This is a genomic window from Aeromonas sp. 55A (genome assembly GCF_051919665.1).
GTDB classification, from domain to species: Bacteria; Pseudomonadota; Gammaproteobacteria; order Enterobacterales; family Aeromonadaceae; genus Aeromonas; species Aeromonas veronii.
The window spans coordinates 928,955-946,420 of the sequence record NZ_JBQBEH010000008.1 but is presented as its reverse complement, the minus strand read 5'-3'; the positions used below and the strand labels follow the sequence as shown (position 1 = coordinate 946,420).

13 protein-coding genes are annotated in these 17,466 nt (G+C 62.8%); 9 read left to right on the top strand and 4 right to left on the bottom strand.

Annotation, left to right across the window (positions count from 1 at the left end; genetic code table 11):
• The first annotated feature begins 64 nt into the window (after positions 1 to 64).
• From pgaA to ACTG2G_RS08325, 4 genes are read left to right on the top strand one after another with little or no spacing between them, the layout of a single operon-like run.
• Complete coding sequence (gene pgaA, locus ACTG2G_RS08340) at positions 65 to 2,449, top strand: poly-beta-1,6 N-acetyl-D-glucosamine export porin PgaA (RefSeq protein ID WP_421386863.1); 2,385 nt, start codon at positions 65 to 67, stop codon at positions 2,447 to 2,449.
• Positions 2,449 to 4,407 carry a poly-beta-1,6-N-acetyl-D-glucosamine N-deacetylase PgaB gene (gene pgaB / locus ACTG2G_RS08335; RefSeq protein WP_202002911.1) on the top strand — a complete coding sequence of 653 codons (1,959 nt, stop codon included), beginning with the start codon at positions 2,449 to 2,451 and terminating at the stop codon, positions 4,405 to 4,407. The genes pgaA and pgaB overlap by 1 nt, the downstream gene beginning before the upstream one ends.
• Positions 4,404 to 5,654 carry a poly-beta-1,6-N-acetyl-D-glucosamine synthase gene (gene pgaC, locus ACTG2G_RS08330; protein WP_139408564.1) on the top strand — a complete coding sequence of 417 codons (1,251 nt, stop codon included), beginning with the start codon at positions 4,404 to 4,406 and terminating at the stop codon, positions 5,652 to 5,654. The genes pgaB and pgaC overlap by 4 nt, the downstream gene beginning before the upstream one ends.
• Positions 5,641 to 5,955, top strand: coding sequence for a hypothetical protein (locus ACTG2G_RS08325; protein WP_439985362.1), 315 nt, complete (start codon positions 5,641 to 5,643; stop codon positions 5,953 to 5,955). Before pgaC ends, ACTG2G_RS08325 begins: the two co-directional genes overlap by 14 nt.
• 145 nt (positions 5,956 to 6,100) lie before the next feature.
• Here ACTG2G_RS08325 and ACTG2G_RS08320 read toward each other — a convergent pair whose 3' ends face one another.
• Positions 6,101 to 6,529 carry a hypothetical protein gene (locus tag ACTG2G_RS08320; protein ID WP_307895583.1) on the bottom strand — a complete coding sequence of 143 codons (429 nt, stop codon included), beginning with the start codon at positions 6,527 to 6,529 and terminating at the stop codon, positions 6,101 to 6,103.
• A gap of 112 nt (positions 6,530 to 6,641) precedes the next feature.
• Here ACTG2G_RS08320 and ACTG2G_RS08315 point away from each other — a divergent pair, with 112 nt between their 5' ends.
• Positions 6,642 to 7,934: a ferredoxin reductase family protein gene (locus ACTG2G_RS08315; protein ID WP_439985361.1), complete on the top strand. Its 1,293-nt coding sequence runs from the start codon at positions 6,642 to 6,644 to the stop codon at positions 7,932 to 7,934.
• A gap of 15 nt (positions 7,935 to 7,949) precedes the next feature.
• Here the strand turns inward: ACTG2G_RS08315 and ACTG2G_RS08310 are convergent, their stop codons facing one another.
• Positions 7,950 to 11,117: a S41 family peptidase gene (locus ACTG2G_RS08310; RefSeq protein ID WP_421386868.1), complete on the bottom strand. Its 3,168-nt coding sequence runs from the start codon at positions 11,115 to 11,117 to the stop codon at positions 7,950 to 7,952.
• Positions 11,118 to 11,396: 279 nt separating this feature from the next.
• Here ACTG2G_RS08310 and ACTG2G_RS08305 point away from each other — a divergent pair, with 279 nt between their 5' ends.
• The 4 genes from ACTG2G_RS08305 (at position 11,397) to ACTG2G_RS08290 (ending at position 14,942) form a co-directional block, all read left to right on the top strand.
• Entirely contained in the window at positions 11,397 to 11,876 is a 480-nt protein-coding gene (locus ACTG2G_RS08305; protein ID WP_005340284.1) for a L,D-transpeptidase family protein, read from the top strand.
• Positions 11,877 to 12,040: 164 nt separating this feature from the next.
• On the top strand, positions 12,041 to 13,567 hold the full coding sequence (locus ACTG2G_RS08300; protein WP_201914249.1) for a YjjI family glycine radical enzyme: 1,527 nt from the start codon (positions 12,041 to 12,043) through the stop codon (positions 13,565 to 13,567).
• Between the two features lie 10 nt (positions 13,568 to 13,577).
• Positions 13,578 to 14,480 (top strand): YjjW family glycine radical enzyme activase, encoded by a 903-nt coding sequence (locus tag ACTG2G_RS08295; protein ID WP_421386869.1) that lies wholly within the window; start codon positions 13,578 to 13,580, stop codon positions 14,478 to 14,480.
• A gap of 138 nt (positions 14,481 to 14,618) precedes the next feature.
• Entirely contained in the window at positions 14,619 to 14,942 is a 324-nt protein-coding gene (locus ACTG2G_RS08290) for a DUF1820 family protein (RefSeq protein WP_005340296.1), read from the top strand.
• Positions 14,943 to 15,005: 63 nt separating this feature from the next.
• Here the strand turns inward: ACTG2G_RS08290 and ACTG2G_RS08285 are convergent, their stop codons facing one another.
• Positions 15,006 to 15,938 (bottom strand): LysR family transcriptional regulator, encoded by a 933-nt coding sequence (locus ACTG2G_RS08285; protein WP_100646832.1) that lies wholly within the window; start codon positions 15,936 to 15,938, stop codon positions 15,006 to 15,008.
• A gap of 162 nt (positions 15,939 to 16,100) precedes the next feature.
• The gene (locus ACTG2G_RS08280) at positions 16,101 to 17,297 is read right to left on the bottom strand and encodes an amino acid aminotransferase (protein ID WP_421386870.1); all 1,197 of its coding nucleotides are present in this window, start codon (positions 17,295 to 17,297) and stop codon (positions 16,101 to 16,103) included.
• Positions 17,298 to 17,466 lie beyond the last annotated feature (169 nt).

Genomic DNA, 17,466 nt, shown 5'->3' with positions numbered 1-17,466 from the left:
TGTATATCCGTATGGTCGTGCAGGGACGATACGACCAGCGTTTGTTATGGGTGGTATGTTGCGAATGAATCGCATCTTTTTGATGTTGGCGCTGCTGCCCCTGCTGGTGTGCGCCAGTGAGGTGGACAGAGTGCGTGAAGCCTGGGTGATCAAGGCCCGGGCGGGAGAGCTGGATGCGGCAGCGCACGGGCTGGATGCTCTCTATCGACAAAGTGGTGATGGCAAGGTGCTCGATGACCTGATTGCCGTACAGCTGTGGCGGGGTGATCGCAAGGGGGCGCTGGCTGCCTGTGAGCCGTGCGAGCTCAGTCCCATCAGCAACAGTACGCTGGAAGGGGTGGCACGTGCTGCCCGCGACGAGAAGCGCTACTCCGAGGCGATCAGCTATTACCGCATCCTGCAGGGACGCGATCCGGCCAACCGCAATGGCTGGCTCGGGCTGTTTCTCACTGCCAGTGATCAGGGCAACCGCGAGCTGGCCCGCCGCGCAGCGGGTGAATATGAGGTCAACTTTGGCCGCGACCAAGCGATCCTCGAAGCCCACATCTATGCCGCCCGCCAGGGGGAAGATCCCATGGGTGAGCTGCTGGCCCGTCAGCAGTGGCTGGAGCTGGAGCCGGATAACCACGAACAGGTGCTGGCACTCTATCGGGTAGCCGTGAGTCTGGGGGCGGGGCCTGCCGCTGCGGAGCTGATGGGCCGTTACCCCAAGCTGTTCAAACCGGTCGACCGGCTCTGGCTCGACTACTACCAGGCGGTCAATCTGCTGCGGATCTCGGCCCAGACCGAGGATCCGGTGCTGGCCCGCCGCTCCCTGACTCGCACGCTGGCGCTGCAAGAGCGGATCCTGGCCCGCGCCCCCCACGATCATGTGCTCTACATCAGTGCCCGTCGCGATGTAGTGGTGACCCTGGTAGCCCTTGGCAATTTTGCTCGGGCCGAACGGGAGTCCGCTACGCTGCAGGCCGAGGGGCCATTGCCTGACTATGTGCTGGAGGCGCGCGCCGATGCACTGGCCGGGCTGGGGCGGGTGGATGAGGCCTCCGTGATTTACCAGCAACTGGCGACCCCTGCACGGGCCAAAGACAAACGCCTGCTGGAGAAGCGCTTCTATGCCTATTCGGATGGAGAGCGCTATGGCGCTGCGCAGGGGCTGCTGGCCGGTTGGCAGGAGCCGCCGACTCGCTGGGATTTCACCGGCAACATGCGGATGGCCAACGACGACTACGAGAAGGTGTTGCAGCTGAAAACCTTGCTGCAGGCCTGGCGTGGTCAGGCGGGCGCGGCAGAGCGGCAGTTGGAAGCGTGGCTGAAAACCGCGCCTGCCAATCCCTGGCTCTGGCTGCTACTGGGGGATATCCGCCGCTGGCGGGGTCATCCCGATGAAGCCGAGCAGGCCTATCAGCAGGCTGTGCGCTGGTTGCCTGCCGGACGCACCGTGCTGGCCGATCCCGGCCGCCTCAATGCCCGGCTCGACAAGGGCGACTGGCAGGGCACGCCGCAGGCCGTGCGCACCCTCGGCAACCTGACCCGGGATCGTCAGGAGTTACAGCAGCGGCTGACTCTGGAGCAGGCCCCGCAATTTGTCACCGACCTGACCCATGGCCGCAACGAAGGGGGCTCGGTGCAGGCCAGCCGTGACTGGAGCTACGACAGCCGCCTCTACAGCGCTCGCACGGATGGCGGTGATCGGCTGTTTGTCCGCCGTCAGGGCAGCTTTGGCGAGTTCGACCAGCAGCCCGAGCTCGCCGCCTATACCGGGCTGGGGGCCGAGATCTTTTTCTACCCGCTGCAACTGACGCTGGAGGGGGGCGTGGGCAGTGAGCTCAACCACAAAGGCTATCTCTGGAGTCGCCTCGATTGGCGGCTGGATGACCACTGGACATTGGGTGCAGCCATCAATCTCAACAGTGCCGACACCCCGCTGCGGGCATTGGCGCGCGGCAACCACGCCGATCAATACCAGCTCGATCTGGGCTGGCGTCAGGATGAGACCCGCGAGGGGACACTGCGGCTGGAGCAGATGGATATCAGCGATGGCAACCGGCGGCTGACGGCCTCCGGCTGGCTGCGTCAGGATCTCTGGCGCCGGGATCGCTGGTGGTTTGATACCACCTTGCGCGGCGCCACCTCACGCAACGAGGCGGTGGAGGTCGACTACTTCAACCCCCTGCAGGATCGCAATCTGGAGCTGGAGCTGGCGGGGCGCTATCGACTGCCGCTGGATGGGCGCCGCTCTTTGCTACAGAGCCTGACCATGAGTAGCAACCACTACTGGCAGCAGGGCTATGGCAGCGATCAGGGGTGGCAGCTCAGCTATCGCCACGACTGGATCCTCTCTCCCGCTCTCAGCCTGGGCTATGGCCTGGGCCGCCGTCAGGCCATCTATGACGGCAACCCCGAGTTCGGAAATTTCATCTTCGCCAATCTGCAATGGAGTTTCATGTGATGAGACGCTGGCTTGCCCCTTTCGTTTTGCTGCTTGCACTGCTGCCTTCGTTGACCCAGGCGGCCCGGCAACCCGATGACTATGTGGTGCTCTGCTACCACGATATCGTCGATCTGAAATTGACCCCCAACCTCAAGCTCTATCCCCAGACCATCCGGCGCGACACCCTGATCCGCCACTTCAACTGGATCAAGCAGCAGGGCTATCACCCGGTCAGCTTCCAGCAGATCCTGGATGCCAAAGCGGGCAAGGCACCGCTGCCGGAGAAGGCGATCCTGCTCAGCTTCGACGATGGCTACGAGAGCTTCTACCGGCTGGTCTATCCGCTGCTCAAGCTCTACAACTACCCGGCGGTCTTTGCGCTGGTTGGCAGCTGGCTGGATGTGGCCGATGACAAGATGGTCCCGTACGGCAATGACAAGCTGCCGCGTAGCTACTTCGTCGGCTGGCCGCAGATCCGCGAGATGCAGGACTCCGGACTGGTGGAGCTGGCCTCCCACACTTTCACCTCCCACTACGGGCTGCTTGCCAACCCGCAGGGCAACGTGCAGCCGGCGGTGACCACCGCAGGCTGGAGCCAGAATGGCTACGAGAGCATGGCCGACTATCGGGCCCGGATAAAAGCGGACTTCGACGCATCTGCCAGCCAGCTCAGGGAGCAGACCGGTCGGGCACCACGGATCCTGGTCTGGCCCTACGGCGCCTTCAACCAGACTGCGCTGGATCTGGCCCGTGCGGCGGGGATGCCCTACACCTTCACCCTGGCGGAAGGGCTCAACAAGCTGAGTGACTCGGGCAGCACGGTGCGCCGCTATCTGCTGGAGGAGGACACCAGCCTCGAAACTCTGGACGAGATCATGGGGGGCAATACCTGGGAGCGGCAGGTGGAGCGCTTGGTGCACGTGGATCTGGACTATGTCTACGACAAGGATCCGCAGCAGATGAACAAGAACATCGACATGCTGCTGGATCGGATCAAGGGTTACGGCATCACCACCGTCTATCTGCAGGCCTATGCCGATGACAACGGCGACGGTGTGGCGGAGGCGCTCTATTTCCCCAACCGTCATATGCCGGTCAAGGCGGATCTCTTCAACCGGGTGGCCTGGCAGCTCAAGACCCGTGCCGGGGTCAAGGTGTTCGCCTGGATGCCGGTGATGGCCTACGACATGGGGCCGAACCATGCCTATGTCACCGACAGCCGTACCGGCACTCCGGCCAAGGGGCAGTATCTGCGCCTTTCGCCCTGGGATCCTGCCAGCCGTCAAATCCTTTTGGATATCTACGAGGATCTCGGTTTTTACACCAAGTTCGATGGCCTGCTGTTCCATGACGATGCCTTCCTGAGCGACTACGAGGGGCCGATGCCGCTGGCTCGCACCCCGGATGCACTGCAGGCGCAGGGGGAGCAGAAGACCGATCTGCTGATCGATTTCACCATGGCGCTGCGCGATGCCGCCGCCCGTTACCGGCAGGGGGGAGCCGACGGCCTCAAGACCGCCCGCAACATCTATGCGGCGTTGGTGACCGAGCCGCAATCCCAGCAGTGGTTCGCCCAGAGCATGGCGGCGTTTGCCAAGGCCTATGACTACACCGCTGTAATGGCGATGCCCTATATGGAGCAGGCAGAAAACCCCGATGAGTGGCTGGCCAGGCTGGCGGAGGATTCACTGGCACAGGTGCCGGCCAATCGGCTGGTGTTCGAACTGCAGAGTCGCAACTGGCGCACCGACCAGCCTATCCCCGATGCCGAGCTGGTGCGCTGGATGCAGATCATCCAGCGCAAGGGGGTGACCAACTTTGGCTACTACCCGGATGATTTTCACAACAACCAGCCGGATCCGGCCGTGCTCAAGCCGGTCTTCTCGGTGCAGACCCAGCCTCAGCCGACCCAGCTGCCGGCGACGCCGGTCGCAGTCAGTACCGCTAAAGCCACCCAAGGGGAGGCGATGCGGTGAAGGCGCTTCTGGAAGGGATCGCCATCTTTACCCTGGCCTATCCCAGTCTGATGGCCATGGTGTGGGTTTGTGGCGGTCTCTATTACTACTTCCAGTGGGAGCGGCGGGATATCGCGCTGGCCAAGCGGGGATTGGAGCTCCCCTATTACCCCAAAGTGACCTTGATGGTGCCCTGCTACAACGAGGGGGCCAACGTCGAGGAGACCATCGGCCACCTGCTGCGCCAGCGCTATCCCGATTTCGAGGTGCTGGCCATCAACGATGGCAGCAAGGACGACACAGGTGCGCGGCTGGATCGGCTGGCGCAGCAGGATCCGCGCCTGACCGTGCTCCACCAGCACAATCAGGGCAAGGCGATGGCGCTCAACAACGGGCTGGCGGTGGCCAGCGGGGAGATCCTGGTCGGCATCGACGGGGATGCGGTGCTGGACTATGACGCGGTGCGCTGGATGGTGAAGCACTTCATCGAGAGCCCGAGGGTCGGGGCGGTCACCGGCAATCCGCGGGTCCGCACCCGCTCCACCATCATCGGCAAGATCCAGACCGGCGAGTTCAGCTCCATCATCGGCCTCATCAAGCGGGCCCAGCGGATCTACGGCACCGTCTTCACCGTCTCCGGAGTGGTGGTGGCCTTTCGCAAGCAGGCGGTCGAGGCGGTCGGCGGCTGGAGCAATGACATGGTGACCGAGGACATCGACATCAGCTGGAAGTTGCAGCTGGCCGGCTGGCTCATCCACTATCAGCCGCAGGCGCTCTGCTGGGTGCTGATGCCGGAGACGGTACGCGGTCTCTACAAGCAGCGGCTGCGCTGGGCACAGGGGGGCGCCGAGGTGTTTCTGCGCTACGGGTTGCAGGCGATGCGCTGGCGCAACCGCCGCTTCTGGCTGCTGCTGCTGGAGTATCTCTCCAGTGTTGCCTGGTGCTACAGCATGCTGCTGCTGGCGCTGATCTGGCTGATTGAGCCTGACGTGAGCGGACTGGCGGTGGGCCACCTGTTCCAGTGGAGCGGGGTGATGATGACCGCGATTTGTCTGGTGCAGTTCGGGGTCAGCATCCTTATCGACAACCATTACGACAAGCGCATGGCCCGCAGCTTTATCTGGTGCGTCTGGTATCCGCTTATCTACTGGTTGCTCAATCTGGTGACCGTGGTGGTGGCGGTGCCCAAGGCGATCCTGCGTCGCCGTGGCCAGCTGGCGGTGTGGGAGAGTCCTGACAGGGGAGAGTCGTTCCGTGACAAAACATAAGCTGGCGAACGAGATGATCATCAGCAACGGCGCCCGGCGCAGCTGGAAGTACCGGCTGCGGGATCTGCTGATCCTGCTGGTGACCTGGGGCGGCTGGCTGTTTCTGGCGCTGCAACCCTGGTTCAACTATCTGGAGACGGAGGAGGATGATAGCTTTATCGGTTCGCTGGATGCCATCGAGGTGGGGCAACTGTTTCTGGCCCTGTTGTTCGGCATCTTCCTGTTGATCCACTCTTGGGCGAAATACAACAAGCTGCTGCACCGGCTGGTGGGCAAGCGAGCGGCCTCGAAAGCGCCGTGAGCATGAGGGGCCAATCGGCCCCTCACTTTTTATCACCGGTCACGGGCTGCGAAACGGGCGGGGCATCCGGAGCGTTTTTCCGGGCCTGTTTGCCATCGTGATGTCGCCGCCCCCTCAAAAAACCAGTCGTTTTGCTCCTTATTCTTCATTCATCAATGACTTTATTTCCGCAATTTTCACAGATGACGTGGCGTTCAAAGCGATCCATGTTGGCCAGAAAGGGACCGGCGGCCCAGCCGGTAATGAAGTCTTTGATAAATGCTGTGCGCTTTTGCTCTGGTTTCACCTCTTTTCCATAGGATTTGTCGACCAGCACTACGACATGGTTGGTCTCGCGCTGACAACTCGGGCAGTAGCGTTGTTCGGTGGATGAAAGCAAGGGGATCTCCTTGTCCGGAAGAGTGGGCAGCAGGCTTTCCGCCGCAGATATGTAACGTCCCCATTTGATTCCTCTTGCTGGCGGATCGTCAATCACAGCGGAGGCGAATTGTGCGCCATCTCCTATGAAGAGGGGCGAGCCAACAAGGGTGATCACGAGGGGCCGGTCGGCCCCTCTTTTGTTTCCGTTTGTCACACATTGCCACACAACCTTCCCCCTCTGGCAAAGTCTTGTGACCAGACGGGTGTGCAATGGTGCCATGAGCAGGGAGATGAGGCCCTGCCGCGATGGAACCAGGGAGCATGTTATGACGAACAAATGGATGTGGTGGCTGTTGCCACTGCTGGCGGTCGGAGTCTGGTGGCTCGGTTATGCGGGGGATGCCAATGGGGTGTGGCCCTGGCGCCATGAGATGTTGTTACTGACCGGCCTGCTGGGGATGACCTATATGGCGACTTCGTTGTTGCTGGCATTGCGCCTGCCGCAGCTGGAGGTGTGGTGTGGCGGTCTGGACCGGATGTTGCGATTGCACCGCCAGACGGCCATCGGTGGCGCATTGGTGCTGACCGCCCACTGGCTGCTGGTGGAGGCGCCCAAATGGGCTGTCTCGGCGGGTTGGCTGAGTCGTCCTGCGCGGCGTGGGGCCAGTACAGCTGGCGCTGGTGCAGGTAATGGCATCTCGCTCCATGCCCTTGGCAATACCCTGGGTGAGTGGAGTTTCTATCTGCTGATCGCGCTGGTGGTGTTGAGCTTGCTGGCGCTGGTTAGTTATGGCCGTTTTCGGTTGATCCACCGGCTGGCGCCGCTCATCTATTTGGCGGGTTGGGGGCACGGGCTCTGCCTGTTGCCTCAGGTGGGAGCCATGACGCCGGTTGGGGTATCGATCTGGTTGATCGGCGGGATCGGTGCTATCGGGGCCCTCTACTCCCTGCTGGGGCAAGTGGGGGCGCGCAAGCGCCATCCCGGCCGGGTCGTTGCGGTGCGGACGCTGGCGGATCAGACCTGCGAGCTGACCATGCAGCTGGAGCGGCCGCTCGCCCATTACCGCCCGGGTCAGTTTGCCTTTTTCGAATTTGACGCCAAGGAGGGGCCGCACCCCTTTACTCTGGTGCGGGTGTCGGCGGATCGGCGCCAGCTGGTGATCGCGGTACGGGCGCTCGGGGATCATACCCGTCAGCTGGTGGCAGAGGCGCGCGTCGGGGATGAGGTGGTGGTGACCGGCCCCTATGGCGCCTTTGTTGCGCCGCAAGGGGGAGGCCGAGCCCTCTGGCTGGGGGCCGGGATAGGTATCACGCCGTTTGTTGCCTGGCTGGAGGGGCTGGCTGCCCGTGGAGAGCGGGGCGAGGGGATCACCCTGATCCAGTGCGCGCCGGATCTGGCGGGGGCTGTCTACCACCAGCGGTTGGTCGAGCTCTGTCATCGCACCGGTGTGCGTTATCAGCTGCATCTGGACAAGGCGGCCGGGCGGCTGGATCTGGCCCGCATCGCGCAGGATGCGCCCGAGCAAGTGTGGTTTTGCGGGCCGGAGGGGATGGCAGATGCCCTGACCCGGCTGTTGTCGGACGGGCATCTGCATCGCGAGTTGTTTCGCTTTCGTTGAGCTTGATGGGCGCCGTTATTTGGCGCTGGCTGGCAACTGCTTGAGGGCGGCTTGTACTGCCGCCTCCAGTTGCGGGTCGCGCCCGACCACCATGTCGGCGGGGGTGAGTGGCACCTGCAGATCCGGGATCAGCTCCTGATTCTCGTAGAAGGTGCCGTCCGGTTTGCGCAGCCCCAGGGTCGGAATGCCGTAGGAGAGGCCCGGGATCAGCCGGGAGTCGTGGCTGTAGACCATGGTGCCGGTGCCGGGCACCGGATCGCCGACGATGGGGCCGACCTTGAGGGCACGGTAGTACTCGGGGAAGGCGGAGCCTTCCGAGTAGCTGCCAGCGTTCACCAGCACCACCGAAGGCTTGGTCCACTGGCGAGTGGCGGCGTCGGTTTCCCCCTTGCCCTGACGGGGCCAGCTGCTGGCCATCCCCTTGGTGCTGCCGCTGCCGGTCAGAAACTCCACCAGGGTATTGGCGAGATAGCCACCGCTGTTAAAGCGGACATCGACGATCAGCGCATCGCGATTGCGCTGTCTGCCGAGGACATCCGCCACCACCGCATCGTAGACCTCGCTATTCATTGCCGGCAGATAGACGTAGCCGACCCGTCCTCCGCTCAGCCTGGCCACCAGCTCCCGCCGTTTCTCAATCCAGCGATCCTGTTGCAGCTGGTACTCCTGCTGTTTGTCGATGGCGGTGAGCTCCACCTCGTCAGTTTGCTTGTTGCCCGCCTGCTGGAAGGTGAGTGCAAGCCGGGCGCCAGCCTGATGGTTGAGGGCCCGATCCAGCTCGGCCAGATTGGCAATTGGGCTGCCGTTGATGGCGAGCAGGCGGGCGCCCGGGGCGATATCGCTCTCCTGATCCAGCGGGCCGCCAGAGAGCAGGGCGGTGAGCATCACCCCCTGCTCGCCATCCTGCCAGTAGCCGCCAAGGCTGGCGGTCTCGTCCGCCATGCGCGGGAAGGGGGCGGGGCCGCTGCCCCAGGTGTGGGAGACATTGAGCTCGCCAGCCAGCTCCGCCAGCAGGTTGCCAAAGTCCCGCGGGTTGCCGATGCCCGGCAGCAGGCGGCGGTAAGCGGCGACATAGCTATCCCAGTTCACCCCGTTCATGTCGTCCAGATAGAACTCGTCCCGGGTGAGCCGGGCGATCTGATCGAAGGCGGCGGTCATGCGTTCCTGCCAGCGGCTGCTGGGCTGCAAGGCGAAGGGGGCGCTGGTGGCCTCGCCGGAGTCGAGGTGGATCCGGGTGATCTCCCCATCCCGCACCAGGGTAGCCAGGGTGCCCTGCTGGTTGAGGCTTGCCAGCGCAGGGCCGGGCTGCTCGCCAAACAGTTCGCTGGTTTTGCCCTTGCGCAGATCCTGGCTGTAGCCCTTGATCTCGCTCTCGCTGTTGACCCCCATCTCCTCCACCAGATAGATCAGCTGGTCGCCGATGATGCGGCTGGCGAGCAGGGTGCCGGTGGGTTGCAGCAGCAGCGCTTCTCGATGGTTGAGACGATCGCTCTCAAAGCCGTATCCCCCTTTCGGCGGCTCCAGTTCGGCAATCGCATCAGCTCTGGCGGCGCGGCTGCTGTAAATGCCGAGCAGGTTGGTGACGAGGGGCTCGCCATCGGGCCCCAGTGCGCCAAACCGGGTCGATTGCCAGTAGAGAATGGCGCCATCCTGACTCCAGGCCGGTTGCCCATCCTGATAACCGTTGAGGCTGACATTGACCGGTTTGGCCTTGGGATTGGCCGTGTCGATCACCGCGATCTCCTGCTCTGCCGCATCGGGGCGGAAAGTGAGCGCCAGATGGCGGGAGTCGGGGGCAAAGGCGAGATGCACCTCGTGGCGCGAGGGGTTGAAGCTGGCAGGCACCAGCTCCCGCTGCTTGTTGCTCGCCAGATCCAGCAGGTGGATGGCCTGGCCATCCACCACGAAGGCGAGCTGCTTGCCGTCGGGGGAGAGCACCGGACGGCTGATCCCCTTGCCGGGAATGGCCATCAGCAGGCTCTCGGTCAGAGTGCCGGGATCGCTGAACAGCAGATCAGGGTCCCCCTTGCGCAGGCGATAGAGGGCGGCGTGCCCCTGCTGCTCCGACAGATAGATGAGGGCGCGGCCCTGCTCGGCGAAGAGGGGGCTGGACTGCTCGCTCGGATCTCGGGTCAGCTGGCGCACCCGCTCCCGCTCGGGGTCGACGGCAAACAGGTTGCCCTCGCTCACCAGGATCAGCTCGTCCGCCTCTTCGCTGACCAGCGCTTCGTCTGCCAGGGTCAGGGTCTCGCTCGCCTCATCCGGCGCGCTCGCCACTTGCGGGGTGAGGGTCAGCTTGCGTGGCTCGCTGCTACCGGCATCGAGGCGATAGAGCTCGCCCAACCATGACCAGACCAGATCGCCATTGCGAGAGGCGCTGAGCCCCCGCACCGGATGGCCCTGATAGTGGGTCAGCTGTTGCTCCTTGCCGCTGGCGAGATCCCGGCGCCAGACGTTGAAATCGCCGCTGCGCTCGCTCAGGTAAAAGAGGGTATCTCCCTTGTCGCTCCAGACCGGATCGGTGGCCGCCACCCGATCTTCGGTCAGCTGCTTGTGCTGCTTGCCATCAAACAGCCAGAGACGGGGCACCGCGAACGAGTGCTGATGCTTGCGAAAGGGCTGATCCGCCGCGGGCATCTGGTAGACGAGTCGCTCCCCGTGGGGGCGGGCGAGAGTCGCAGGCAGCGGCAGATCGGCCTGCAAGGTGCCGCCGGTGATCGGGGTCCAGTAGAGCTCGCCCCATTGGTAGCCTTCCGCGACAAAATGGTCGGCATCGGGCGCACCCAGGCGCTGGCTGCTCAGCAGCAGTCGTTTGCCATCGGCGCTGAAGGCTTGCGGCAGATCGGTGCGCGAATCGCGAGTGAGACGCACCATCTCGCCGCCGTTGGCGGGTACCACGAACACATCCTCGTTGCCGTAGAGATTGGCGGCAAAGGCGAGCTGTTTGCCATCCGGCGACCAGATTGGCCGCTGGCTCAGGTAGTCGCTGCCGGTGAGCGCCGTGGCGGGGCCACCCTCGGCACTGGCGACAAAAATGCGCCCCTGCCAGGTGAAAGCAAGCTGCTTGCCATCGGGGGAGAGGGCGGGCTCGCGTAGCCAGAGCGCATCGGCGGCGACACTGGCGGGCAGCCAGAGCAGAAGTGGCGAGAACAGCAGGGTGGCGAGACGGCACGAAGAGCGCATGGCATGATCCTGTCGGGGAGTGGAGTGTTATCTTCGCCGATCATTGCCCCGGGTGCCAGCGCGATAATTTTTTGTATCTTGTTGTTTTAACTGTTAATTACCAATGCCAAATGACGGCGTTCAAGGAAGATGGTCTGGTTGCGGCAAGATATGTTTTGCCGGGCATATTGAGTATTGATGGAGATCCAATATCATGGCGCTCGCTCGCCGCTCGGCGGGTATCGTTCAGATGATCTGGTAACAAGAAAAGCCCGCACCAGAGGCTTGTCGAGGGATGGAATGAGAGCCGTATTACTGTGTTTGTTGGGGCTTTGGCCCGCATTGAGTTTTGCCTTGACCGAAAAAGCCGATTTGGTGGTGGTCAAGAAGTCGACCTATAGCCTGACCCTGATGAAGGATGGCAAAGAACTGAAGCGCTACTGGATTGCTCTGGGCCCGGCTCCCAAGGGGCACAAGCAGCAGGAAGGGGATCAGCGTACGCCGGAAGGACGCTACACCCTCGACTACAAGAAGACCAATTCCGGCTACTACAAAGCCATCCATATCAACTATCCGAACCTGGATGACATCAAGCGCGCCAATGAGCTGGGTGTTCGTCCGGGTGGCATGATCATGATCCACGGCCAGCGCAACAGCATTGGCAACCGCAGGGTTCAGCCTTCCAACTGGACTAACGGCTGCATTGCCATGCTCAATCACGAGCTGGATGAAGTGTGGGACGCTATTGACCCGGGTACGCCCATCGTCATCGAGCCCTGATCCGCACAACGGGGGCCTTGTCGGCAGACAAGGCCCCCGTTCTGTTTGGGGTGTGATCCTCTCTCACGGATGTCTTTTTGAGACATTCGTATTGTTGTGAATGTCACTTCAAAAAAAGCCTGCAAATGGTGAGGATATGGGCTCTATCCGTGAAGGAGTGTCCCATGTCTTTGATCGAAACCTGTCAGCGTATCGTGCGCGATCCCCATCTCTCCGCCGCCCAGAAGAGCCACGCACTGGCGCTGGCCGCCGAGAATGCGTTGCCCTACCCCGACCTGCCTGCCGCAGTCGCCGAGGCGATGGAGCAGGGATTTATCTGCGACATGTTCGAAGGGCACGCCCCCTACAAGCCGCGTTATGTGTTGCCGGACTATGAAAAATTCCTGAGTCAGGGCTCTTCCTGGCTGGAGCTGGCGCCGCCGCAGGATTTCGACGAGGCGCTCAACGCCCTGCGCATCCTCTATCACCATGTCCCCTCAGTCACCGGCATGCCGGTCTGGCTGGGGCGGCTCGACCATCTGCTGTTGCCGTTTGTCGGCGAACTGGATGACGAGACCCTCTATCGCAAGCTGAAGGGGTTTTGGGTCTATCTGGACAGGGTGCTGCCGGACGCCTTCATGCACGTCAACATCGGGCCGGATGACAACCGTATCTGCCGCCTGATCCTGCGCATCGACAACGAGCTCAAGCAGGTGGCGCCGAACCTCACCTTCTTCCACGATCCGGAGCAGACCCCGGACAGCCTGCTGCTGCAGGCGGTGAAGAATATCGCCGAGTGCAGCAAGCCGCACATCGCCAACTACCCTATCCATCGCGATACCTTTGACCAGCGTGGTTTTGGCATCGTCAGCTGCTACAACGCCCTGCCGCAGGCCGGTGGCGCCAATACCCTGGTGCGCATCTCCCTCAAGCGGGTCGCCGAGCAGTGTCAGGGGATCGATGACTTCCTCGGCTGCCTGCTGCCCCACTACTGCCGTTTGGCCTCCCAGCTGATCGAAGCGCGGGCCGCATTCCTCCACGATGAGTCCGGTTTCTTCGACAGCTTCCTGGTCAAGGAGGGGCTGCTGGATGAGGATCGTTTCGTCCCCATGTTTGGCATCTACGGCATGGCGGAAGCGGTCAATATCCTGATGGATAAAGAGAATCTGCCGGATCGCTACGGCCATGGCGAGGAGGCGAACCAGCTTGGCTATCGCATCTCGGCCCAACTCTCGGAATATGTTACTGCGACGCCGCAAACCCATGCCTGGGGTGGTCGCGCTTTATTGCATTCTCAAGGTGGCCTCAGCATCGATGTGGCTGTTACCCCCGGGGTGCGCATTCCCTACGGGCATGAGCCGGATCCCGCCAGTCATGTGCTGGCGCTGGCACCGCACCACACTTATTACCATTCGGGGATCAGCGAGATTCTGACGCTGGATCCCACCATCCGTCAGAACCCGCAGGCACTGCTGCAGCTCTGCAAAGGGGCGCTCGCTATCGGTATGCGCGAGTTCACCGCCAACGTGGCCGACAGCGATCTGGTGCGGGTGACCGGCTATATGATCCGCAAGAGCGACGTGGCCCGCTTCGCAGAGGAGGGGTCGCGCTTGCAGACCACCTGTCTCGGTGCCGAGGCGAGTGAAGTGACCGCCATTCGTCAGAGGGCGCCGCGAGTGGTCGCCCACGAATCGACCATCGGCGAGTATTGAGTTCGCACCGATGGCTGATGTATTGCCAACACGCAGCGCCTTGGTAAGCAGGGTGCTGCCGTTCTCCTGTGTCGACGGGCCGGGTAACCGGCTGGTGCTGTTTCTGCAGGGTTGCAACTTTCGCTGCCCCGGCTGCCACAACCCGCACACCATAGGGCTGTGTGACGATTGCGGTGACTGCCTTGCGGTCTGCCCGAGCGGCGCCCTCACTCTGGATGAGGGCCCCCTTGGCGAGCGCAGAGTGCGCTGGCAGGCGGCGCTCTGCACCGACTGCGACGCTTGTCTGGATGTCTGCCCGCGCAGTGCCAATCCCAAGACTGCCACCATGACGGTGGACGACGTGTTGGCCCTGCTGCGCCGCTACGGCCCAATGCTGAGCGGGATAACCGTCTCCGGCGGCGAGGCGACCACCCAGCTCCCCTTTGTGGTTGCGCTGTTTGCCGCCATCAAGGCCGCGCCGGATCTGGCCCATCTCACTTGCCTGCTCGACAGCAACGGCTCGCTGGCCGAAACCGGCTGGCAGCGGCTGCTGCCGGTGCTCGACGGCGCCATGCTCGATCTCAAGGGGTGGCGTGACTCGGTGCATCACACCCTGACCGGCTATGGTCGCGAGCGGGTGCTGGGATCGCTGCAACTGCTGGCACGCCACGGCAAGCTGACCGAACTGCGGCTGCTCCATGTGCCGGGCAAGAGCGATTTTCTGGATGCGAGTGGTGAGCTGGACGCGGATCTCGCCGCCTTCTTGCAGCAGCTTGGGCCTGTGCCCATTCGCCTCAACGGCTTTCGCCACCACGGGGTGCGGGGGGAGGCGATGCAATGGCCAGAGGCTAGCCAAACCGAGCTGGAACAGCTGGCCCGTCGTTTGCGTGCAGCGGGATTGGGGCCGGTCTCACTGCCTGCCTTGATGGGCTGAGTGGTTGCGTCATCCGGTGACCGTCATGGCGTGAGGTGCGGCATGGAAAGGCCGCAACTGTGATTTCTGTCTATTGGAGGGGGCGAGAACGGCGGCTAGAATAATGGCCATCTTCTTACCCCTCAATGACAGATAATCATGAGTGAAAGCAAGGCGTTATATCGGGTTCAGTTTATTTGCCACAGCGAGCGCTACGAAGTCTATGTGCGCGAAGTCAATCAGGGCCAACTGTTTGGTTTTATCGAGATCGCCGATTTTGTCTGGGATAACCACACGGCGCTTATCGTCGATCCCAGTCACGAGAAGCTCAAGAGCGAATTTGCCGATGTGCGCCAGACCCTTATTCCCATGCATCAGGTGCTGCGCATCGATCAGGTGAAAAAGCAGGGGGCTGCCCGCATCACGGATCTGGGCAGCAACGTCGCCTCCTTCCCCAGCCCCATCTATACCAAACGTCCCTAGTCCCTACTTGCCATTGATGTTTCGCCGCGGTGAAACATCAATCTCTTCTCCTTGTCGCCCGGCTCAGGGCTCAATCAATTCGCGACCCAGTTGCAGGATCCGCTGGCGGAACCAGTGACGGGCCGAGCCATCACCGGCCGGGCCATACCAGACCAGACTGTGACTCACCTTGCCGTAATCGAACGGTGCCGGACGCATCACCAGATCCGGCTGACTGGCCATGCAGGCCGCCCAGCCACCGATGGCGGTGAGGATCAGGTCGGTCTGGGGCAGCAGGGCCGCCGCGCTGGCAAAATCGGGCAGAGTGGCGCCAATCTGGCGACGCACCTGCTGCTGGGCCAGGCTCTGCTCGAAGAAGGGGTTGGCCAGCTCCTGATCCCGAATGGCGATATGGCGCCAGCTCAGGTAGGCATCGAGATCCCAGGGCTTGGCCAGCGCGGGGTGGTCTTTGCGCAGCAGGCAGACCAGTTTCTCTTCCCGCAGGGTTTCCCACACCAGCCCGGGCTGGCGTGGCAACGGTTGACTCTGGTCATGGGGCAGGATCACGAAGTCGAGTTTGCCCGCCGCTAGCGCCTCCAGTCCCTGCTCATCTTTGTTCCAGATCTCCGGCACCATGCCCGGCACCTCTTTCATCAGCTGACCCAGAATGGGGCCCACCGGCCAGGTCATCACGCTCTCGCGCAATCCCAGCCGCAATGTGCCCTGCCACTGCTGCGGGTTGAAGGCGTTCTGGCGAGTGAGGCCGTTCAGCTCCCCCAACAGCCGGTGCAGGGTGGGCGCCAGTCGCTCGGCCATGGGGGTGAGCAGCAGCTGGTTGCCCTGGCGGTAGAGCAGTTGATCCCCCAGCAGATCCCGCAGCTGGTTGAGGGTTTTGCTGACGGTGGAAGGCGTGGTGCAGAGCCGCTCGGCGGTGCGGGTGACGCTCTGGTTGTCGAGCAGCAGGTGCAGGGTGACCAGATGGCGACCTCCCAGCCGAGAGAGAGCGATCAGATCCATAGTGGCTCCTGAAATTGATGAAGATAAACAGGCTTGGAATCAGGGAGATTCAGCGTGACCTGCTGGCATTCTCTCACAGCAGGGGGAGGGTGAGCAGACCCATCAAGAGGTGACTGCGAACGCAACAGACAAACAGCCCCGCCAAAGCGGGGCTGATGCGGATTAGCCTTTGAGCACCGCCGCCATGGCATCAGCCACATAGTCGACGTTGCGGCTGTTGAGACCCGCCACGCACATGCGGCCGGAGCGCACCAGATAGACGGCAAACTCTTCGCGCAGTCTGTCCACCTGCTCCGGTGTGAAGCCGGTGTAGCTGAACATGCCGCGCTGGTTGATGAAGTAGCTGAAATCGCGGCCCGGCACCTTGGCGCTCAGCACCTCGAACAGCTTCTGGCGCATCGCCTTGATGCGGGTGCGCATCTCGGTCACCTCGCCGACCCACAGGGCATGCAGTTCGGGCTGGCTCATCACCGCCGCGGTGATCTGGCCACCGTGGGTGGGCGGGCTTGAGTAGTTGCGACGCACGGTGGCCTTCATCTGACCCAGTACCCGGCTCGCCTCTTCGGCATCTTTGCAGATCACCGACAGGCCACCACAGCGCTCGCCGTAGAAGGAGAGGTTCTTGGAAAACGAGTTGCTGACGAAGAAGCTGACACCGGCGGCCACCATGGCGCGGATGGCGTAGGCATCCTCTTCCAGTCCGTCACCGAAGCCCTGATAGGCGATATCCATAAAGGGGATCAGGTTCTTCTCGACCACCAGCGTGATCACCCGGTCCCACTGGGCGCGGGAGAGATCCACCCCGGTCGGGTTGTGGCAGCAGGGGTGCAGCAGCACGATGCTCTTGGCCGGCAGGCTGCTCAGGCAGTCGATCATCGCATCAAACTGCACGCCGCCGGTGGCCGCATCGTAGTAGGGGTAGTCATGCACCTTGATGCCGGCGCCCTCGAACATCGCCTTGTGGTTGTCCCAGGTCGGATTGCTGACCCACACCTCGGAGGTCGGGAAGTAGCGCTTGAGCAGATCGGCGCCGATCTTCAGGGCGCCTGAGCCACCGATAGTCTGGATGGTGGCGATACGTCCCGCCTTGACCGCTTCATGGTCGGCACCAAACAGCAGGTGTTGCACTACGGTGCGGTAGTTGGCGGCGCCTTCCATCGGCTGGTAGGGGCGCGGGGCCGGGGCGGCGGCGCGCTGGGCTTCGGCTTGCTGCACCGACGGCAGCAGCGGAATACGCCCCTGCTCGTCGTAATAGAGGCCGATCCCCAGGTTCACCTTCTGCTCGCGGGTGTCTTTGTGGAAGGTCTCGACTAGCGTCAGGATGGGGTCGCCAGCGTAGGCATCGACGTGTTCAAACATGGGGGATCCTTGAAATTGACTGTCCAGTAAAACCGGCGGTCAGCCGGGCTGGACATCATGGCGCAAAGCTGGCGGTGGCTCAAGCCCGAAAGGGACGGGGGCTGGCGGGCAGACGCCGCACAGCCGTAAACGGGATGATGCGGGGTTGCCCTCAGCCTCGTTCACCGGT